The 18,402-nt window shown below is 72.7% G+C and carries 20 protein-coding genes; 7 read left to right on the forward strand and 13 right to left on the reverse strand.

Annotated features, from left to right (window positions below; translation table 11 throughout):
• Positions 1-369: 369 nt before the first annotated feature.
• Positions 370-1,533 (forward strand): sensor histidine kinase, encoded by a 1,164-nt coding sequence (locus IE200_RS11815; protein ID WP_191279689.1) that lies wholly within the window; start codon positions 370-372, stop codon positions 1,531-1,533.
• On the forward strand, positions 1,530-2,180 hold the full coding sequence (locus IE200_RS11820; protein ID WP_191279690.1) for a response regulator: 651 nt from the start codon (positions 1,530-1,532) through the stop codon (positions 2,178-2,180). The genes IE200_RS11815 and IE200_RS11820 overlap by 4 nt, the downstream gene beginning before the upstream one ends.
• A 13-nt stretch (positions 2,181-2,193) precedes the next feature.
• Here IE200_RS11820 and IE200_RS11825 read toward each other — a convergent pair whose 3' ends face one another.
• Both IE200_RS11825 and murI read right to left on the reverse strand, forming a co-directional pair.
• Positions 2,194-2,958, reverse strand: coding sequence for an MBL fold metallo-hydrolase (locus IE200_RS11825; RefSeq protein WP_191279691.1), 765 nt, complete (start codon positions 2,956-2,958; stop codon positions 2,194-2,196).
• Positions 2,955-3,785, reverse strand: a complete 831-nt coding sequence (murI, locus tag IE200_RS11830) for a glutamate racemase (RefSeq protein WP_407941000.1) — start codon at positions 3,783-3,785, stop codon at positions 2,955-2,957. Before murI ends, IE200_RS11825 begins: the two co-directional genes overlap by 4 nt.
• 85 nt (positions 3,786-3,870) lie before the next feature.
• Between murI and IE200_RS11835 the strand changes: the two genes are divergently transcribed.
• Together IE200_RS11835 and IE200_RS11840 are read left to right on the forward strand one after the other, a co-directional pair.
• The gene (locus IE200_RS11835; RefSeq protein WP_191279693.1) at positions 3,871-4,917 is read left to right on the forward strand and encodes an alkaline phosphatase family protein; all 1,047 of its coding nucleotides are present in this window, start codon (positions 3,871-3,873) and stop codon (positions 4,915-4,917) included.
• Between the two features lie 50 nt (positions 4,918-4,967).
• Complete coding sequence (locus tag IE200_RS11840; RefSeq protein ID WP_191279694.1) at positions 4,968-6,521, forward strand: CotH kinase family protein; 1,554 nt, start codon at positions 4,968-4,970, stop codon at positions 6,519-6,521.
• Between the two features lie 17 nt (positions 6,522-6,538).
• Here the strand turns inward: IE200_RS11840 and IE200_RS11845 are convergent, their stop codons facing one another.
• From IE200_RS11845 to IE200_RS11865, 5 genes are all read right to left on the reverse strand, one after another.
• Positions 6,539-7,177, reverse strand: a complete 639-nt coding sequence (locus IE200_RS11845; RefSeq protein ID WP_191279695.1) for a DUF3152 domain-containing protein — start codon at positions 7,175-7,177, stop codon at positions 6,539-6,541.
• Positions 7,178-7,271: 94 nt separating this feature from the next.
• Positions 7,272-8,759: an HNH endonuclease signature motif containing protein gene (locus IE200_RS11850; RefSeq protein WP_191279696.1), complete on the reverse strand. Its 1,488-nt coding sequence runs from the start codon at positions 8,757-8,759 to the stop codon at positions 7,272-7,274.
• 144 nt (positions 8,760-8,903) lie between these two features.
• Positions 8,904-9,869: a PLP-dependent cysteine synthase family protein gene (locus IE200_RS11855; RefSeq protein ID WP_191279697.1), complete on the reverse strand. Its 966-nt coding sequence runs from the start codon at positions 9,867-9,869 to the stop codon at positions 8,904-8,906.
• A gap of 4 nt (positions 9,870-9,873) precedes the next feature.
• Entirely contained in the window at positions 9,874-10,164 is a 291-nt protein-coding gene (locus IE200_RS11860; RefSeq protein WP_191279698.1) for a MoaD/ThiS family protein, read from the reverse strand.
• Complete coding sequence (locus IE200_RS11865) at positions 10,164-10,625, reverse strand: Mov34/MPN/PAD-1 family protein (protein ID WP_191279699.1); 462 nt, start codon at positions 10,623-10,625, stop codon at positions 10,164-10,166. Before IE200_RS11865 ends, IE200_RS11860 begins: the two co-directional genes overlap by 1 nt.
• Before the next feature lie 85 nt (positions 10,626-10,710).
• Here IE200_RS11865 and IE200_RS11870 point away from each other — a divergent pair, with 85 nt between their 5' ends.
• The gene (locus IE200_RS11870) at positions 10,711-11,964 is read left to right on the forward strand and encodes an MFS transporter (protein WP_191279700.1); all 1,254 of its coding nucleotides are present in this window, start codon (positions 10,711-10,713) and stop codon (positions 11,962-11,964) included.
• A 9-nt stretch (positions 11,965-11,973) separates the two neighbouring features.
• On the opposite strand, the gene IE200_RS11875 is transcribed toward IE200_RS11870, so the two are convergent.
• The 3 genes from IE200_RS11875 to clpS are packed head-to-tail and all read right to left on the reverse strand — an operon-like array spanning position 11,974 to position 14,079.
• Positions 11,974-13,182, reverse strand: coding sequence for a DUF429 domain-containing protein (locus IE200_RS11875; protein WP_191279701.1), 1,209 nt, complete (start codon positions 13,180-13,182; stop codon positions 11,974-11,976).
• Complete coding sequence (locus tag IE200_RS11880) at positions 13,179-13,772, reverse strand: DUF2017 domain-containing protein (protein WP_191279702.1); 594 nt, start codon at positions 13,770-13,772, stop codon at positions 13,179-13,181. Before IE200_RS11880 ends, IE200_RS11875 begins: the two co-directional genes overlap by 4 nt.
• Before the next feature lies 1 nt (position 13,773).
• A complete protein-coding gene (clpS, locus tag IE200_RS11885) occupies positions 13,774-14,079 on the reverse strand; it encodes an ATP-dependent Clp protease adapter ClpS (RefSeq protein ID WP_191279703.1) in 306 nt (101 codons plus the stop codon).
• Positions 14,080-14,097: 18 nt separating this feature from the next.
• Here clpS and IE200_RS11890 point away from each other — a divergent pair, with 18 nt between their 5' ends.
• Complete coding sequence (locus IE200_RS11890) at positions 14,098-15,396, forward strand: nicotinate phosphoribosyltransferase (protein WP_191279704.1); 1,299 nt, start codon at positions 14,098-14,100, stop codon at positions 15,394-15,396.
• A 9-nt stretch (positions 15,397-15,405) separates the two neighbouring features.
• Entirely contained in the window at positions 15,406-15,981 is a 576-nt protein-coding gene (locus IE200_RS11895) for an isochorismatase family protein (RefSeq protein WP_191279705.1), read from the forward strand.
• Positions 15,982-15,999: 18 nt separating this feature from the next.
• On the opposite strand, the gene IE200_RS11900 is transcribed toward IE200_RS11895, so the two are convergent.
• The 3 genes from IE200_RS11900 to IE200_RS11910 all read right to left on the reverse strand — a co-directional run bounded on the left by IE200_RS11900 (position 16,000) and on the right by IE200_RS11910 (position 18,402).
• Positions 16,000-16,536: a DUF1697 domain-containing protein gene (locus IE200_RS11900; RefSeq protein WP_191279706.1), complete on the reverse strand. Its 537-nt coding sequence runs from the start codon at positions 16,534-16,536 to the stop codon at positions 16,000-16,002.
• A 36-nt stretch (positions 16,537-16,572) separates the two neighbouring features.
• Positions 16,573-17,349: a hypothetical protein gene (locus tag IE200_RS11905; protein WP_191279707.1), complete on the reverse strand. Its 777-nt coding sequence runs from the start codon at positions 17,347-17,349 to the stop codon at positions 16,573-16,575.
• 141 nt (positions 17,350-17,490) lie between these two features.
• Positions 17,491-18,402, reverse strand: coding sequence for a LysR family transcriptional regulator ArgP (locus IE200_RS11910; protein ID WP_191279708.1), 912 nt, complete (start codon positions 18,400-18,402; stop codon positions 17,491-17,493).

The following is an 18,402-nucleotide window of genomic DNA, read 5'->3' on the forward strand; positions in this document are numbered from 1 at the left end:
CACCCGCATCGCGTTCGGCTTCCACTCACCCCAACCCCTCATCGCGCTCGCGATGCTCAGCCGCGGCCCCTACAGACCAGCCCTCCCAAGCCGAGCATGACCCACACATCAGTCAGGAGAGCCGGTTGACCGGTGATCGCGACGACAACGTGAGGAGGGGCTCAGCCGGGTCCGGTCACCCCCGTGTGTCACCGGACCCGGCTCGAAGCCCCTCCCCGTGGGACCCTCGCGCTGCGCGGACCCACGCCGCGCAGCTCCCTCCGCGCGGTGGCGGGACCATCGTGCGCGCCCGTACGGGGCGGCGCATCCGCCCTCGGGCCCTGGAAGCACCGACCAAAGTAGGAGATCCGGCTCGCTACGCTGAGCGCCGTGGAGCCGCGCCCCGTCGTCCCCGACACCCGCCCCGAGCTGACCTGGGCGTCCCACGCGTGGCGCTACGCACTGTGCCTGCTGTTCTCCGCGGCGGTCTGGCAGACAGTGGCCGCCATCGAGTGGCGCGAGGAACGGCCCCTCTTCGCCGCCGAGGTCACGCTGGGGGTCGCGGCCTTCGTGCTGGTCCACTTCCGCCGTCGCGCCCCCGTACGCGTCGCGCTGGTGATCGCCGCGATGAGCGCCTTCTCGGGCCTCGCCGCCGGACCCGCCACCCTCGCCGCCGTCTCCGTCGCGACCCGGCGCCGGTCGGGTGAGGTCGTCCTGGTCGGCACCACGAACTTCGTCGCCGCCCAGACCTGGACGACGATCGCGCCGATCCCGGGCAACGACCCGTTGGTGACGACGCTGGTCAACCTCACCGTCAACGCCGGGATGATGGGGTGGGGCCTCTACATCGGCTCCCGCCGCGAGCTGCTGTGGAGCCTTCGCTCCCGCGCCGAGCGCGCCGAGCTCGAGCAGGAGCTGCGGCTCGCGCAGGCACGCTCCACCGAGCGCACCCGCATCGCCCGCGAGATGCACGACGTGCTCGCGCACCGGATCACCCAGGTGTCCATGCACGCCGGCGCGCTCGCGTTCCGCGACGACCTCGCCGGGGATCGGCTGCGTGAGGGCCTGGGCCAGATCCAGCGGCAGGCCAACGACGCGCTCCACGAGCTGCGCGACGTGCTGGGCGTCCTGCGGGAGGACGACCCGGGGACGTCCACCGCGCGCCCGCAGCCGACGTACGACGACATCGGGGCACTCGTCGCGGAGGAGGTGTCCCTGGGGATGCACATCGACTGGTCCGACGACGTGGACGCCCCCACGCCCGTGCCGCCGGCCACCGGCCGGGCGCTCTACCGCATCGTCCAGGAGGGCATCACCAACGTCCGCAAGCACGCCCCCGGCTCCGGGGTCGAGATCCGGTCCTCCGGCGACCCCGGTCGCGGGATCACCCTGGTCGTGTCGAACCCAGTCGCCCGGGCCACGGGCGAGACACCGGGCGCCGGCCTCGGACTGGTGGGGCTGCGCGAGCGCGCCGAGCTCCGCGGCGGGCGGCTGCGCCAGCGCAGGGAGGGCTCGCGGTTCGTGCTGGAGGCTTGGCTACCGTGGTCGGCGTGATCCGCGTGCTGCTCGTCGACGACGACCCGCTGGTCCGCTCGGCGCTGTCGCTGATGCTCGGCGGACAGTCCGACATCGAGGTGGTGGGCGAGGCGCCCGACGGCGAGGCCGGCCTGGCCCTGGTCGCCGAGACCGCTCCCGACGTCGTCCTGATGGACATCCGGATGCCGGTGATGGACGGCCTCGAGGCCACCCGCCTGCTCCACGCTCGCCCGTCCCCGCCGGCCGTCGTCGTGCTCACCACGTTCGACGCCGACGACCACGTGCTGCGCGCGGTCGCCTCGGGTGCCGACGGCTTCCTGCTCAAGGACACCCCGCCCGCCGACATCGTCGGCGCCATCCGCACCGTGGCCGCCGGCGACGCGATGCTGTCGCCCTCGGCGACCCGCAGCCTGGTCTCCCGCCTGCGCGGCACGCCCGCGGACGACCGCGCGGCCTCCGCGGCGGACCGGCTGGCCGTGCTCACCGAGCGTGAGCGCGAGGTCGCGGTGTGCGTCGGGCGCGGGCTCAGCAACTCCGAGATCGCCGCGGAGCTCTACCTCTCGGTGCCGACGGTGAAGTCGCACGTGTCACGGCTGCTGACCAAGCTCCGCAGCACCAATCGCGTGCAGGTCGCGATGGTCGTCCACGACGCCGGCCTCGTCTGACCGGACACTCGTCTCAGACCGTGTGGCTCGCCCCGGCGCGCGCGAGCTCGACCGGGCCGGACCACTCGGCGCGCGCCTCGGCCTCGGCGTCCGCGGGGTCGTGCCACGGCGGGACGTGGGTGAGCACGAGCCGCTCCACGCCCGCCGCCGACGCCGTACGCCCGCAGTCGGCGCCGGTCATGTGCAGGTCGGGCGGGTTGTCGTCGCCGCTGCGGAAGGACGCCTCCGCCAGCAGCAGGTGGGCGCCCGCGGCGAGCTCGTCGAGCGCGGCGCACGGCCCGGTGTCACCGGAGTAGACGAGGGTGCGACCCCCGGCGGTGACCTTCAGGGCGTACGCCGCGACCGGGTGCACCACCTCGCGCGCCTCGACGCGGAACGGGCCCAGCTCCACCGACGACCCGGCAGGGGCGAGCTCGAGGAACCGGAACTCCTCACTCATCCCCGGCTCGAGCGGGAGGTCGTAGGCACGGGCCATCCGCGCGGCCGTGCCCGACGGACCCCAGACCGGGATCTGGGGCTGGGCGCCGCTGGGGTGGTACTTGCGCATCACGTAGTAGCCGCAGAGGTCGAGGCAGTGGTCGGCGTGGAGGTGGCTGAGGAAGACCGCGTCGATCGTCAGCGGGTCGACGTAGCGGTGCAGCTGGCCGAGCGCACCGTTGCCCAGGTCGAGCAGGATCCGCCACGTGCGGCCGTCCTGCTCCTCCTCCAGGAGGTAGCAGCTGGCGGGCGAGTCGGGCCCCGGGTAGGAGCCCGAGCACCCGACGACCGTGAGCCTCACCTGACGCCCCCTGCGAACTGGGAGGCGCTCAGCAGCTCGGCGCCGAGGAAGCGGCGGCCGACGGTCGCGAAGTCCTCCGGGCTTCCGGTGGTGGAGAACGTGTACTCGGCCTGCCCGTCCGCGCGCATCAGCCCGGTGCGGGCGAGCATCTTGTAGACGTCCTTGGCGCACTCCTCCGCCGAGCTCACCAGCGTGACCTCGTCGCCCATGACGTAGGAGATGACACCGGTCAGCAGCGGGTAGTGGGTGCAGCCGAGGATCAGCGTGTCGACCCCCGCCGCCACCAGGGGGTCGAGGTACTCGTGGGCGGCGGCGAGCAGCTCGTCGCCCCCGGTCACGCCCTGCTCGACGAAGTCGACGAAGCGCGGGCAGGCCTGGATGTGCAGGTCGAGGTGCGGGGCCGCGGCGAAGGCGTCGTCGTAGGCCATCGAGCTCGCGGTGGCGCGGGTGCAGATCACGCCGACCTTGCTGTTGCGGGTCGCGGCGGCGGCCCTGCGAGCGGCCGGGAGGATCACCTCGACGACGGGAACGTCGTAGCGCTCGCGCGCGTCGCGGAGCATCGCGGCGCTGGCGGAGTTGCAGGCGATGACCAGCGCCTTCACGCCCTGGGCGTAGAGGTGGTCGAGGCACTCCAGGGCGTACTCGCGGACCTCCCCGATCGGCTTCTGGCCGTACGGCTGGCGCGCCGTGTCGCCGAGGTAGACGACCGACTCGTGGGGCAGCTGGTCGATCACCGAGCGCGCGACCGTCAGGCCACCGAAACCGGAGTCGAAGATGCCGATGGGCGCATCGGCGGTGATCCGCGAGGTCGGGGTCGGCACAGGCAGCAGGCTAGGCGCTCGGCTCACCGCCGGTCACGCCATCGCGGGCGTCGTCCCGGTCACACGTCGTGCGCCGGGTTAAGGTCGTGCGGTGACCCTCCGCTCCGTGCTCGCCTCCGTCCTCGCGTGCGCCGCCGTGGGCCTGTGCCTGACCTCGGCGCCCGCCCAGCTCGTCGCCAGCAGCACCACCCCCGACACCCGGCGCGTGTCCGCGGACGACTCGATCGAGTCGGTGCTCGCGATCACCATCGACGGCCTCAACCCCGAGGCCCTGCGCATCCTCGGGCCGAAGGGCACCCCGCACCTGCACGCGTTCATGGCGTCGGGCGCCTCCACCCTCAACGCCCGCACCGAGAACGAGCTCACCATCACCCTGCCCAACCACACCGGCATGGTGACGGGCCGCCGGGTGACCGCGGCCGAGGGTGGCCACGGTGTGACCTGGAACGACGACCGGCGCCGCCCGAGGACCGTCCAGGCAGCGGCGGGCGAGCGGGTCGAGTCCGTGTTCACCGCCGTCAGCGCCGCCGGAGGCTCCACGGCCCTCTTCGCGAGCAAGACCAAGTTCTCCCTCTGGAAGCGCAGCTGGCCGCTGGCGATCGACAAGACGCGCATCCAGCTCGACAACGCCGTCATGGCGCGGTCCGTGCGTCGCGACCTCCGCGACCACGACCGCGCGTTCCGGTTCGCGCACTTCTCCCTGCCCGACAACGTGGGCCACGCCAAGGGCTTCATGTCCAAGCCCTACCTGCGGTCGGTCAAGCAGGTCGACGCGCTGCTCGGCGGCATCGTCGCCGCCGTCGACGCCGACCCCGTGCTCGACGCGAGCACGGCCATCATCGTCACCAGCGACCACGGCGGGCTCGGGACGAGCCACTCCGACGCGCGACGGTTCGCCAACTACCGCATCGCCTTCATGGTGGCGGGACCGGGCGTGGCCGTCGGGGCTGACCTCTACGCCCTCAACGCCGACAACCGTCGTGACCCCGGCACCCGACGCACCTCGTACGCCGACTCGTACCAGCCGATCCGCAACGGGGAGGTCGCGAACCTGGCGCTCGACCTGCTCGACCTCGGCGCCGTACCCGGAAGTGAGCACAACCTTTCGCTCGGTCTCGACGTCTCACCCGCGCAGTGATGTGATCAGCTGAACCCGAGCCGCCCGGTCCTCGGGCCGAGGAGGCACCCATGCCCGTCCTGAGACACCTCTCCGTGGTGACCGCGCTCGCCGTGGCCGCCTCGACCCTCCTGCTCGCGCCCGCGTCCGGTCGAGAGACCACCGCGCCGCAGGCTCCCGACCGGAGCCCGGCGTCCGTGGGCTGGCCGCCAGCGGCGCCCACCCAGCTCGTCATCGACACGCAGGGCGTGGATGTGGGCCGCGAGGACTACGTCCCCGGCACCGTGACCCTCGACGGGGTCACCCGCGTGACCGAGGTCCGCGGCCGGGGCAACTCCACGTGGGGTTGGCCCAAGAAGCCCTACAAGCTCAAGCTGGAGGAGGACGCCGCGCTCGTCGGCACCCGCCCCTTCGACGAGTGGGTGCTGCTCGCCGGCTACGGCGACCGCAGCGGCCTGCGTACGGCGGCAGCCTTCGCCGTGGCCGCGCAGACCCGGCTCTCGTGGACACCCCGCTTCCGCTTCGTCGAGGTCGTGCTCAACGGCCAGCCGCAGGGCCTGTACATGCTCACCGAGCAGGTCGAGGAGGGCGAGGGCCGCGTGAACCTGCCCGACGACGGCTACCTCCTCGAGATGAACAAGCGCTACCTGCGCGACGGCGAGCCGGGGTTCCGCACGAGCCGCGGCACGGCCGTGGCCTTCAAGGACCCCGACGAGATCACCAAGCGCCAGCGTCGCCAGGTCCGGGGGGCCGTCAGGCGCTTCGAGAAGGTCCTCTACGGGCCGTCGTTCGCGCACCCGACCCGCGGCTACGCCAAGTACATCAACGTCCGCAAGGTCATCGACTGGTACCTCGTGGAGGAGCTCTTCTCCAACCAGGACTCCAACTTCCAGTCGAGCGTGAACTTCAGCTGGGTGCCGGGCAAGAAGTTCGTCTTCGGTCCCGTCTGGGACTTCGACCTGAGCGCCGGCACCCGCTGGCGCGCGTACGGTCCCTCCGACGTGTGGTACACCCGGCTCGGCGGGCACTGGGTCTCCCGGATGCTCGAGGACCCCGCCTTCTCGGCACGGGTGAAGAGCCGGTGGGCCAAGCTCCGCCCCGGTGTCCGTGAGGTCGTCTCCCAGCTCCCCGCAGCCGCCGCCACGCTTGCTCCGGCCGCGCAGGCCGACTGGAACCAGTGGCACGCCGCGGGCGACCTCGAGTGGACCCGTCACGCCGACACCCTCGACGGCGAGGTCGACTTCCTCAGCGGCTGGCTCACGGCGCGGATCGCGTGGCTCAGCAAGAACGAGGTCCGCCTCGGCGGCACCCGCCAGTCCACGCGTGAGCGCGAGCGCACGGTCTGGGTGCCGGTGCAGCTGCAGTCGCCGGCCACGTCCTCGGTCGACGTCAGGTGGGGCCTGGTGGCCGGCAGCGCGACTCCCGGCGAGGACTACGTCGCCGAGCAGGGCACGGTGACCTTCGCCCCCGGGCAGAAGGAGCGCTACATCCCGGTGCGGATCCTCGATGACACCCGCACGGAGCGCCGAGAGACGCTGCGCGTGGCGCTGACCGGCGCCTCCGGGGAGCTCGTCGTCGGCTCGCCGGCCCTGGCCACGGTGGCGATCCGCGGCAACCGCAGATGAGCGCAGCGGTCTGAGGCTCACCGCCGCCTGACGGCCGCGGCCTCGCCGGGCAGGGGCCAGGGGTTGAACCGGCAGCCGCCGGTGCCCTTGGACTGCTGCATCATCACCGGCGCCCTGCCGCCCCCTCGGCGGCACGACGCGTGCCCGAGGCCGAGCCAGTGGCCGGTCTCGTGGTTGACCACCAGGTGGCGGTAGTCGCGCCGCGATCGTCCAGCCGCGTTCCACGCCGGCGACGCACGCGTCCAGCGCAGCTGGTTGATCACCACGTAGCGGCCCACCCGGCACGACCACTGCACCGAGCAGCTGGACGAGAAGGACGGGAGTGTCCCGGCAGCCGCCAGCACCAGCGTGAAGTTCCCGCCCCGGCGTACGCGACGGAACCGCACTCCCCCGGCGCGCCAGCCGCGGGGGTCGTCGAAGGTCTCCTGCGCGTGCCGCCGGAACACCTCCATCGAGGCTGTGATGCGGCCCCGGGTGGTGACCGAGTAGGTGACGCGGCGGCGCGCGGGGACGGCGTACGCCTCGGCCCGCTGCCCGTTCGCGTGCCACCGGTCCTGGCGTCCCTCGGCCTCGAAGGCCGACGCGGGCGAGCCGGGCACGGCGATCACGGCCAAGACGAGCGCGACCGCCACGAGGGCGCGAGCTGGCCGGATCATGTCGCGAGCCTACGCTGCACCGTCCGCCGCAGCGTCGCGTTGCTGCGTGCCTGTGGCCCCGCCATCGTGGGGACTGGCGGGGTGCGGGGCGGGGTCATCGTCGGCGGGGTCGCGGGATGCCGGCTGGAGGATCGCTGGTCGAGGAGGGCGCTCTGGAGCCCGTCACGAGACCCAGGTCGTCGAGGTCGTCCGGGTCGAGCTCGGTGGTGCCGGTGTGGTCGCGTCGGAAGCGGTGGCCGTGCGGACTTCGCCACTCGAAGACCCCGGGCACGACCATGGCGTAGCGCCAGGGCGAGTGGGTCTTGAGCCGGTGGTGGAACCGGCACAGGACCGCGAGGTTGCTCGTGGTCGTGGGGCCGGGCTGGGGCCTGCCCTCCGCCTCGGCGTGCTCGTCCCACGGCACGACATGATCGATGTCGCAGCCGCGGGCGGGGCGGCCGCAGCGCGGGAACACGCACGTGCGATCCCGCAAGATGACCTGCTCGCGGATCCGGTCCGGGACCTTCCGGGTCTGGCCGGTCAACGGGGTGTTGAGGTCGATGACCGGCTTGACAGTCACCTGGGTGCGGGTGTCGCCGCACCAGGACCGGATCTGCTCGAGGAGCACGAGCCGCTGGCCGTTCTCCATCCGCCCGGTGGGTCCGAAGACGGTGATGTCGCCGGACAGGCTGGCGTCGAAGTGGGCGTGGATGACCACCTGCCGTGCGGGCGGGAGGTCCGCATCGGTGGTTGAGGTGCGAGCGGAGCGAGCCTCGAAACCATCACCACTTGTCAGGAGGTCCAGCGCGGTCTGGGTGCGGGCAAGGTCGCCGAGGGCCTTCGCCCGTCGCGCGTCGAGCGACTCGGTCGACCCGAGCGCGGCCTGCGCGGCGGCGCCGTGGGCCACCGCGCGGTCGAAGTCGAGAGCGTCCGCCACATCTACCTCGGCCTCGATGCGCATGGTGCCGGCGAAGTGGACGTCGTCGTCGTGCACGGTCACGTGGCGTGGGTTCACGTGGAGGTAGCCGTCCTCGGGATCCTTGGTCGGGTCGGCAACGGCGAGGTCGTAGCGCTTGATGGTCTCGGCGACGAGCCGGTCGAGCTGCGCGGGCCCGATCCTGCCGGCGACGGCGGCGACCTGGGCGTCGACGAACCCCGCCGCCTCACGGGTCAGGGCAGGGCTGGTGTGGATGGTGGTCTCGGCGACCGACCGGGCACGCCACGCGGGGACGGCACCTGCGTGGACCTGGTTCCACAACCGCGGGAGGCGGTGGCGCAGCTCGAGGGCGTGCCCGATCAGCTTCTTCGCCGCCGTCGAGCTGATCCCGAGGACGGTGCCGAGCTCGGCGACGCAGAACTCCGCCACCAACGGGGCACCTTCACCAGCGATGGGTTCCTCGTGCTCACACCCCGGGACGGTGAATGCCGCCGCGGAGTGGATGGACTCGGGCGGGTGCAGGTCGGCCCACCGGGCAGCGAGGACCAGCTGCTCGGCGGCTGCCTGGTTCTCGACCTCGCGAGCCGAGCGGATCGAGGTGAGCAGGTCGGCGGCGGTGAGGTCGTCTGCCTCACCGATTCCAGGTCCTGCCGCTGCTTCGAGCATGCGTTCGACCCTACGCGAGACCACCGACACTGACCATGGGTGTGGACGGTAGGTGGCCCACGACTTTCGAAGGGGTCGCGTGACGTCACTCCGTCCCTCCTCGACCAGCGGGGAGTGCCTCCTCGACCAGCGGGTCGGCGGCCGCTACGCCCAGAGCTGCCCGTCGAGCGCGTCCTCGGCCTCGTCGACGGTGCCCTCGTACGCCCCGGTGGAGAGGTACTTCCACCCGCCGTCGCACACGATGAACGCGATGTCGGCCGACTCCCCCGCCTTGACGGCCTTGGCCGCCTGGCCGAGGGCTGCGTGCAGGATCGCGCCGGTGGAGATGCCGGCGAAGATGCCCTCGAGCTCGAGCAGCTCGCGCACCCGGCGTACGGCGTCGCGCGGGCCGACGCTGAAGCGCGAGTCGATGAGCGAGGCGTCGTAGAGCTCGGGGACGAAGCCCTCGTCGAGGTTGCGCAGGCCGTACACGAGCTCGCCGTAGCGCGGCTCGGCGGCGACGATGCGTACGTCGGGCTTGGCCTCGCGGAAGAAGCGGGACACACCCATCAACGTGCCGGTGGTGCCGAGCCCGGCGACGAAGTGGGTGATCGAGGGGAGGTCGGCGAGGAGCTCGGGGCCGGTGCCCTCCTGGTGCGCGAGCGCGTTGGCCTCGTTGCCGTACTGGTAGAGCATCACCCAGTCGGGGTGCTCGGCCGCGATCTTCTTCGCCACGCGAACGGCCTCGTTCGAGCCACCGGCCGCGGGCGAGGAGACGATCTCGGCCCCCCACATCCGGAGCAGCTGGCGGCGCTCCTCGGAGGTGTTCTCGGGCATGACGCAGACGATGCGGTAGCCCTTGAGCTTGGCCGCCATCGCCAGGGAGATGCCGGTGTTGCCGCTGGTCGGCTCGAGGATCGTGCAGCCGGGACGGAGCGTCCCGTCGGCCTCGGCCTGCTCGATCATCCGCAGCGCCGGCCGGTCCTTGATGGACCCGGTGGGGTTGCGGTCCTCGAGCTTGGCCCAGAGCCGTACGTCCGCGCCGTTGGGCTGGAGGCCCGGCGAGAGCCGCGGCAGCCCGACGAGTGGGGTGCCGCCGACCGAGGCGAGCAGGCTGTCGAAACGGGTCATCCGGTCAGCGGGCCCCGCCGGCGACGGCGGGCAGGACGACGACCTGGTCGCCGTCGGACAGCTCGGCGTCGAGGCCGCCCATGAAGCGCACGTCCTCGTCGTTGATGTAGACGTTGACGAAGCGGCGCAGGTCCACCGAGCCGGCCTTCTCCTCGACGAGGCGCTCCTTGATGCCGGGGTGGCTGCCCTCGAGGTCGTCGATGAGCGCGGACAGCGTGCCGCCCGAGCCCTCGACGGACTTCGCGCCGTCGGTGTAGGTGCGCAGGATGGTGGGGATCCGGACCTCGATGGCCATCAGGGGGTGCTCCGTTTCTGGGACTGCACTGTCTCGGTCTGCTGGGGCGTGATCGTGACCTCTTCCTCGGTCACGACTCCGTCGATGATTCTGTAGGACCTGAACTCCACCGGGCCCTCACTATTCCCGTGCTCGCGTGTGCTGACGAGCACGTAGTGCGCGTTGGGCTCGCTCGCGAGCCCGATGTCGGTGCGGCTGGGGTAGGCCTCGGTGGCCGTGTGGGAGTGGTAGACGACCACCGGCTCCTCGTCGCGGGCGTCCATGTCCTTGTAGAGCGCGAGCAGCTCGGTGGAGTCGAACTCGTAGAACGTCGGGCTGCCCGCGGCGTTGACCATCGGGATGAACCGCTCCGGTCGGTCGCTGCCCTCGGGGCCCGCGACCACGCCGCACGCCTCGTCGGGGTGGTCGCGCCGGGCGTGCGCCACGATGGCGTCGTAGATCTCCTGGTCGATGGTCAGCACGCGGTCAAGGGTAGGCGCCCGGCGATGCGGGCCGCGCACGTCTCACCACATAGTCTTGACGTCGAGAGACTTGACGGGGGAAGAGATGTCGTTGCCACGCGCGTACGCGCCACTCACGCGCCGGGGCATCCCGCTCGAGCGCGACCTGCGGGTCCTGGCGCTGGGTTCCTTCGCCAACCGGTTCGGGGCGGGCGCGGTCATGACGACCAGCGCGCTCTACTTCACCCGGCAGGTCGGCTTCTCGGCGGCCGAGGTCGCGCTCGCGCTGTCGGTGGCCGCCGTGGTCGGGATCCTGGTCCAGGTGCCGGCCGGGCAGCTCGGCGACAGCCACGGTCCGCGTCGCGTGCTGACCCTCTTCATGGTCGGGGCCGCGATGACCAGCGCGTTGCCCGCCCTCGCCCGTACGCCCTGGCAGCTCGCGGCCCTCCTCGCGCTGCTCACCCTCTTCGAGCGCTCGGCCGGCTCCGTGCAGCAGGGCGTCATCGCCCAGCTCGCGACCGGTGGGCGCGGCGTGCAGTTCAAGGCCTACCTCCGCGCGGTGACCAACACCGCGATCGGCCTGGGCTCGGTCTTCGGCGGCGCCGCGCTCGTCGTGGACGAGACGTGGGCCTACGTCTCCGTCTTCGTCCTCAACGCCGTCTTCACCGGCTTCGCCGCCTGGAACTCCACCCGCCTGCCCGACCTGCCCGCCTACGTACGCCTCGAGGGCGAGCCGCGGCTCGCGGTGCTGCGCGACTGGCCCTACGTCGCGGTCGTGGCCCTCACCGGCATGTTCTCCCTGCACTTCTTCGTGATGGAGCTGGGCCTGGCCCTCTACATCTCCGAGCGCACCGAGGCCCCGCCCGTGATGGTCGCGATCCTCCTGATCGTCAACACCGCCGCAGTGGCGCTCTTCCAGGTGCGGCTCTCGCGCCGCGCCGACTCGGTCGAGGCGGGCGCCCGCGCCCTGGTCCGCGGCGCGGTGTGGATCGCCGCCGGCTTCGCGATCGTGGCGTTCGCGGAGCGCGGGGACGCGACCTTCGCGATCGTCGTGCTCGTCGTCGGCTCGCTCGTCCACGTCGTGGGCGAGATGATCGGCTCCGGCGGCCAGTGGGGCCTGCAGATGGGGCTCGCGCCGCACGAGCGGCAGGGCCAGTACCAGGGCTTCGCCGGCCTCGGCTTCAGCGTCATCGCCGTCATCGGCCCGCCCATCGTGACGCTGCTGTGCGTGGAGATGGGCGAGACCGGGTGGCTGGTGCTCGCCGCGCTCATGCTGGCCGTCGCGCTGGCGTCGGTGCCGGTCTCGCGGTGGGCGCTCGCCTCGCGCGAGCGCTATGGAGTGCTCACGCACTCGGGTTGACCGCGCGCGTCACGCCCAGATCGCGGCCGGGATCCCGTCGGAGAACACCTCGGGCTCGACCGGCAGCGACTCCGACACTCCCAGCGCATGGCGTACGGCAGTCCAGGCCACCGCGCAGGCGTCGAGCAGGTCGTCCTCGCCGAACCCTGCCCCGCGGAACCACGGCGGCGCGATGACGCCGTGCGCGGCGAGCGCCTCGCGCCGCGCCCGTACGCCGTCGGGGTCCTTCTTGCGGGCGAGCACCGGGGCCCCAGCCATCCGGGCGAAGCTCACCTCGGGGTGCGCCTCGATCACGTGGGCGCCGGGACCCGAGCGGACCCACGCGTCGACCTGCAGCACCTTCTCGCGCAGGGCGTAGGCCTGCGCGCTGACGCTCGTGCGGCCGTCGGTGGCGGCCAGGTTTGCCTCGCGGGCCTCGGCGTAGGTCGCGGCCTCGAGCGCCGCGCGTACGGGGGTCGAGAAGACCGACGACGACTTGCCGACCAGCTCGCGGCGGGCCTCGGCGTCCGCCCGCCGGCCACCGCTGTCGGGGAGCCCGATCGGGATGTCGACGGCCACCACGGGCACGTCGTGCTGCTCGCGCACCAGGTCGAGCAGCGCGGCGATGTCGGCGGCGACGAAGACCGTGGCACGCAGGGTGGTGTCGAGGACGACGCCGACCCAGCCGGCCGGGCAGGCGTCCACTCCGAGCACCGGCGCCGGCGGACGGAGGACCGCGGGCGGCTCGGTCCCGTCCTGTCCGGCCGGCGCGGCGAACCGGGCCTCGCGCTCGTCGCTCAGCGCCGCGTCGATGCGCGCCACCATCACCTCCGACATCGGGGGCAGGCCGGTCACCGGCCACCAGCGGACCTCGCTGGACTCGTCGTCGGCGACGTGCGCCTCCCCCTCCAGCCACGTGCAGGCGAAGGTGAGGTCGAGGTAGGCCGCGCGGTCGCCGTTGGCGTGCACGAGCTCGGGGTGGGCGCCGGTCGAGGCGAGACGGTCGACCCGGACGCGTACGCCCGTCTCCTCGGTCACCTCGCGGGCCGCGGCCAGCGCGGGCTCCTCGCCGGGGTCGACGATGCCGGTGACCGGGGTCCAGCGGCCGTTGTCCGAGCGGCGCACCAGCAGCACCTCCTCGCCCCGGCGTACGACCGCGGTGACGGCGGGCAGCCAGAGCGGGTGGTCGCTGCCGATCTTCTCCCGGATCGCGACGACGAAGTCAGGGACCGGGCTCATCCGGCCGTCAGCGCCTCGACCACGGTCTCCTGGAGGTAGCCGACCCACTCGTAGATGTCGTGGGCCTGCGCCCGCGGGTCGTCGTCGGGCAGCGAGTGCCAGTAGTGCTCGTCGCCGGCCTCGACGCCGAGGCGCGTGGCCAGCGCGAGACGGATGTCGGTGAAGGCGCGCATCCACGTCTCGGCCTCGTCGTGGGTGAGCTCCACGTCGATCATCAGCCCGTCCTCGGTCAGCTCGGGCGGCAGCCCGGCGTCCTCGAGGGCGTCGATGATCGAGCCGGCGGCGGCGGCCTTGCCGTCGCGCAGCCCGCCCTCGGTGAACCGACGGAAGTCCGAGGCGGCCTCCTCGTCGTCGGGGTAGGCCGTGGGGAACAGCCGCGCGAGCACCGGGTCCTCGGGGATCGTGGTGGCGCCGGAGAACTCGGCCATCATCGCCTCGAAGGGGTCGGCGGCCGGCGCCGCGGGCTCCGCACGCTCGTTGCGCAGCAGCTCGACCATCTGCGAGGCCAGCGAGCGCAGCAGGTCGGCCTCGAAGCCGGTGAAGGTGGCGATCACGCGGCCGGTCCTGCGGTGTCGTTCGAACCCGGTCACCTCAGGACGCCTTCTCCATCGTCGCCCACAGGCCGTACTCGTGCATCGCCTGGACGTCGCGCTCCATCTCCTCGCGCGTGCCGGTCGAGACGACGGACCTGCCCTCGGTGTGCACCTCGAGCATGAGCTTCTCCGCCTTCGCCTTGTCGTAGCCGAAGTACTTCTGGAACACGTAGGAGACGTAGGACATGAGGTTCACCGGGTCGTCCCACACGAGGGTCACCCACGGCTTGGCCAGGAAGGTGATCTCGTCGGGAGTCTGGGTCGGCTCGACCTCTACGGGACTGGCGGCTGACACGTCTCCCATCGTGGCACAGTGTGGGGCGTGACCACCCCACCGCGTGCGTCGACGGCCCTGCTGACCGACCACTACGAACTGACCATGGTGCAGGCCGCGCGGCAGTCGGGCACCGCCGACCGCAGGGCGGTCTTCGAGCTCTTCCCGCGGCGGCTCCCGGCAGGGCGCCGCTACGGCGTCGTGGCGGGTGTCGACCGGGCGCTCGACGCGATCGAGGAGTTCCGCTTCGACGCGGGGACGCTCACCGCCCTCGAGGGCGTCGTCGACCCCGACATGCTCGACTGGCTCGCCTCCTACCGCTTCTCCGGCGACGTCTGGGGGTACGCCGAGGGCGAGGCCTACTTCCCCCACTCGCCGCTGCTCGTGGTGGAGGGCACCTTCGCCGAGGCGGTGCTGCTGGAGACGGTGCTGCTCTCGATCTACAACCACGACTCCGCCATCGCGTCGGCCGCCTCGCGGATGACGCTCGCCGCCGACGGGCGGCCGTGCATCGAGATGGGCGCACGGCGCACCCACGAGGAGGCGGCGGTCGCTGCCGCCCGGGCGGCGTACGTCGCGGGCTTCGAGGCCACGAGCAACCTCGCGGCGCGGGCGCGCCACGGCGTGCCGTCCACCGGCACCTCCGCCCACTCGTTCACGCTGCTGCACGACACCGAGGCGGATGCCTTCCGTGCGCAGGTCCAGGCCCTCGGCGTCGGCACGACGCTCCTGGTCGACACCTACGACGTCAACGAGGCCGTCGCGCTCGCGGTCGAGGTCGCCGGGACCGGCCTCGGCGCGGTCCGCCTCGACTCCGGCGACCTCGGCCTCGTGGCGCGCGAGGTGCGCGCGCAGCTCGACGCCCTCGGCGCGACGGGCACCCGGATCGTGGTGACGAGCGACCTCGACGAGCACGCGATCGCCGCCCTGGCGGTCGCGCCCGTGGACGCCTACGGCGTCGGCACGCAGCTCGTCACCGGCTCGGGCCACCCCACCTGCGGCTTCGTCTACAAGCTGGTCGCGCGCGAGGGCGACGACGGCGAGATGGTCTCGGTGGCCAAGAAGTCGACCGACAAGCACTCCATCGGCGGACGCAAGTACGCCCTGCGCCGCCGCGGGCCCTCCGGGGTCGCGCGGGCCGAGGTGGTCGGGATCGGCGAGGCGCCGGCGGACGACGGCGACGACCGCCCCCTCCTCGTCAGGCTGGTCGAGGGCGGCGAGGTCGTCGGGCGCGCGACGCTGGACGAGGCACGCGCCCGCCACCGCGCCTCGGTCGCCGAGCTCCCCCGCGCCGTCACGATGATGTCCGCGGGCGAGGCGGTGATCCCGACGATCTTCGAGGACTAGTCTCGGCACATGTCCCGCGCCCTGATCGTCGTCGACGTCCAGAACGACTTCTGTGAGGGCGGTTCGCTGCCCGTCGCGGGCGGCGCCCGCGTGGCCGCCGACATCAACGACCTGCTGCACCGCTGGCACGCGCGTGCGGACGACGCGCCGGCGTACGACGTCGTGGTCGCGACCAAGGACCACCACGTCGACCCGGGGCACCACTGGTCGGCCAAGCCGGACTTCGCCGAGTCGTGGCCGGTGCACTGCAAGGTCGGCACCGAGGGCGCCGCCTTCCACCCCAACCTGGACCCGCAGCCCTTCGACGAGGTGTTCTACAAGGGCGAGCACGCGGCCGCCTTCTCCGGCTTCGAGGGACGCACGTCGGCCGGCGAGCCGCTCGCCGACTGGCTGCGCGCCAAGGGCGTCGACGAGGTCGACGTGTGCGGCATCGCCACCGACCACTGCGTGCGCGCGACGGCTCTGGACAGCGCCGCGGAGGGGTTCAGCACCCGCGTGCTCACCGCCATGTGCGCGGGCGTCGCCGACGACACCACGGCGACCGCGATCACGGAGATGGCCGGCGCCGGCGTCGAGATCGCGTGAGACCTGCAGGACCCGGGCTCAGCACCACTTCTCGGTGACGGTGCGCAGCACCTTGATGGTGCGCGCGGTGCCCTGGCCCAGCGCCGTGACCTCCTTGGACGAGAGCAGCCGCGACGTGTGGATGTCGCCGTCGAGCAGCACGTAGGCCGCGCGGCCCTCGACCACCACGGTCTCCCCGGGGTGCTCCAGCGCCTGCGCGGCCTCCACCGCGGCCGAGGCCGGCGCCGAGGAGTAGAGGGTGACGTAGTGCTGGCCGGACGGGTCGTGCTCGGCGTGGAGCTCCTCGCCGCGCGCGGTCAGCGCGGCGAGGTCGGCCGCGGTGAAGACCACGGTCGGCACGTCGAAGCCGGCAGCCGCGGCGTACGCCTCCTCCAGCGCGGCCTGCACCCGGGGAACCGACCGGGCGGGGTGCGTCAGCCGGACGTTCCCGGTGTTGATGTAGGTCTCGACGCCGGTGCCGCCCGCGGCCTCGGTGGCCGTCCGGATCGCGTCCTTGGGGAACTTGCGCCGGGCGCCGAGGTTGATGGCGCGCAGGAAGGCGACGTAGGTGGGCACGGGTCGATCATGCCCTGCACGGTGCGGCCGGGCGGGTCAGACCCGCTTGCACTGGCTGGGCGGCGTCACGGCGGGGTCGAAGACGTACTTCGGCGGCACGATGCTGGCGCCGTCCTGCGACTCCTTCATCGTCATCGCCCACCACCCGGCCTTGCGGGTCTCGATGGCGGCGAGCTCCTCGGCGGGCAGCTCGTTCCACATGTTGACGACGTCGACACCGACCTCGATGAGGTGTCCGTGGGGCTCGACCACAGCCTTGGCCTCGACGCCGTCGAGGGCCGCGGGGACCGCGGGGAAGAGCCCGCGCGGCATGCCCGTGATGACGGCCTTGGCCGGGACGCCGACGGCGACACCGTCCCCGGAGAGCCGGATGGCGCGTGCCGCTGCCACCGGCCAGGTCGGGTCGAGGTCCGTGGGCAACGCCCAGCTGCGGGCCGGGTCGTCGGTGATGTCAGCCCAGCAGTCAGCTGCGTTGGGGCCCCAGACGTCACTGTTGAAGTAGGTGCGGCCTGCCACCACGAGGTAGTCGACCTGCTGCTTGTCGCCGTCGATCGCGGAGTCCATGGACAGCTCGCTGTAGCCCGTCGACGGGCTGTAGCGGCCGTCGAGGTCGAAGATGCGCTTGCCGCCGTTGTCGGGGTTCTTGGTGAGCAGCTGGCCGTGCCACTCGACGATGCCCATCTTGTCGACCTGGGCGACCATGGCGTCGAGCTGCTCGCCCTCGAGGAGGACGTCGGAGGCCTCGGAGGTGGACGCGGCCTCGCCGGACCCGCCGCACGCCGCGAGCGTCAGTGCCAGGGCTGCGCCGAGCACCGCGGCCCACGATGGATTGCGACGTGCCACTGGGTCTCCCCCGGTCCGGTCCCGCACGGGCTGGGTGCCCGATCACGTCCGCGAGCCTAGGACCGGGTGCTGGGCCTGTCAGGAGAACGGGAGATCTCGCACGCTCGCCGCTCAGCCCGCCATCCAGGCGCGCGCCGCCCCGACGACGGCGTCGGTGAGGTCGTCGACGAGCGAGGAGCCGAGGCGCCAGTGCTGCCAGAAGAGGGGCACCTCGGGGCGGCGGCCGGGCACCAGCTCGACCAGGTCGCCGCGCTCGAGCTCGTCGAGCACGTCCGACTCCGGCAGCAGGCCCCACCCCATGCCCACCCGCACCGCCCGGTCGAACTCCCGCACCGACGGCACGTACGTCACGGGCGGGGCGAGGTGGCGTCGCGTGACGCGACGGACGAAGTCGTGCTGGAGCGAGTCGCTGCGGTCGAAGGCGACGATCGGCGCCTCGGCGAAGGCGGCCGACCCGACCCCGTCGGCGAAGTGGGCCGCATGGAAGGCGCGGGTCGCGACCGCGGCGTACTTGAGCCGGCCCAGGCGCACGACGCGGCAGCCGGGCACCGGCTTCGGCTCGCCGGTGATCGCGGCCACGACCTCGCCGCGACGCAGCCGCTCGGCGGTGCGCGTGTGGTCCTCGCGCACCACCTCGAAGACCACCCGGTGCCGGGACTGCACCTCGGCCAGGGCGTCGACGAACCAGCCGTAGAGCGCGTCCGCGTTGACCGCGATCGGGAGCGAGGCGTACGACGTCCCGCCCCCCTCGTCCTCCTCGACCAGCTCCGCGACCGCCTCGCGCTCCAGCAGCTCGGTCTGGGTGGCCAGCCGTACGAGGACCAGGCCTGCCTCCGTGGGCTCCAGCGGCTTCACCCGGTGAAGCAGGACGCGACCGATCCGGGTCTCCAGCGCCTTGACCCGCTGGCTCACCGCCGACGGGGTCACGTGGAGCTCGCGTGCCGCCGCCTCGAAGGTGCCGAGCCGTACGGCGACGGCCAGTGTGCGCAGCGCCACAGGGTCCAGCTGGGTGATGTCTTTCAT

The organism is Nocardioides flavus (ex Wang et al. 2016) (assembly GCF_014653115.1).
GTDB lineage: Bacteria > Actinomycetota > Actinomycetes > Propionibacteriales > Nocardioidaceae > Nocardioides > Nocardioides flavus.

Bases quoted from the DNA above. Each gene is read 5' to 3' on its own strand.
- IE200_RS11840 (WP_191279694.1), top strand. From the start codon at position 4,968: ATGCCCGTCCTGAGACACCTCTCCGTGGTGACCGCGCTCGCCGTGGCC.
- IE200_RS11845 (WP_191279695.1), bottom strand. From the start codon at position 7,177: ATGATCCGGCCAGCTCGCGCCCTCGTGGCGGTCGCGCTCGTCTTGGCC.
- IE200_RS11850 (WP_191279696.1), bottom strand. From the start codon at position 8,759: ATGCTCGAAGCAGCGGCAGGACCTGGAATCGGTGAGGCAGACGACCTC.
- IE200_RS11855 (WP_191279697.1), bottom strand. From the start codon at position 9,869: ATGACCCGTTTCGACAGCCTGCTCGCCTCGGTCGGCGGCACCCCACTC.
- IE200_RS11860 (WP_191279698.1), bottom strand. From the start codon at position 10,164: ATGGCCATCGAGGTCCGGATCCCCACCATCCTGCGCACCTACACCGAC.
- IE200_RS11870 (WP_191279700.1), top strand. From the start codon at position 10,711: ATGTCGTTGCCACGCGCGTACGCGCCACTCACGCGCCGGGGCATCCCG.
- IE200_RS11875 (WP_191279701.1), bottom strand. From the start codon at position 13,182: ATGAGCCCGGTCCCTGACTTCGTCGTCGCGATCCGGGAGAAGATCGGC.
- clpS (WP_191279703.1), bottom strand. From the start codon at position 14,079: ATGGGAGACGTGTCAGCCGCCAGTCCCGTAGAGGTCGAGCCGACCCAG.
- IE200_RS11895 (WP_191279705.1), top strand. From the start codon at position 15,406: ATGTCCCGCGCCCTGATCGTCGTCGACGTCCAGAACGACTTCTGTGAG.
- IE200_RS11910 (WP_191279708.1), bottom strand. From the start codon at position 18,402: ATGAAAGACATCACCCAGCTGGACCCTGTGGCGCTGCGCACACTGGCC.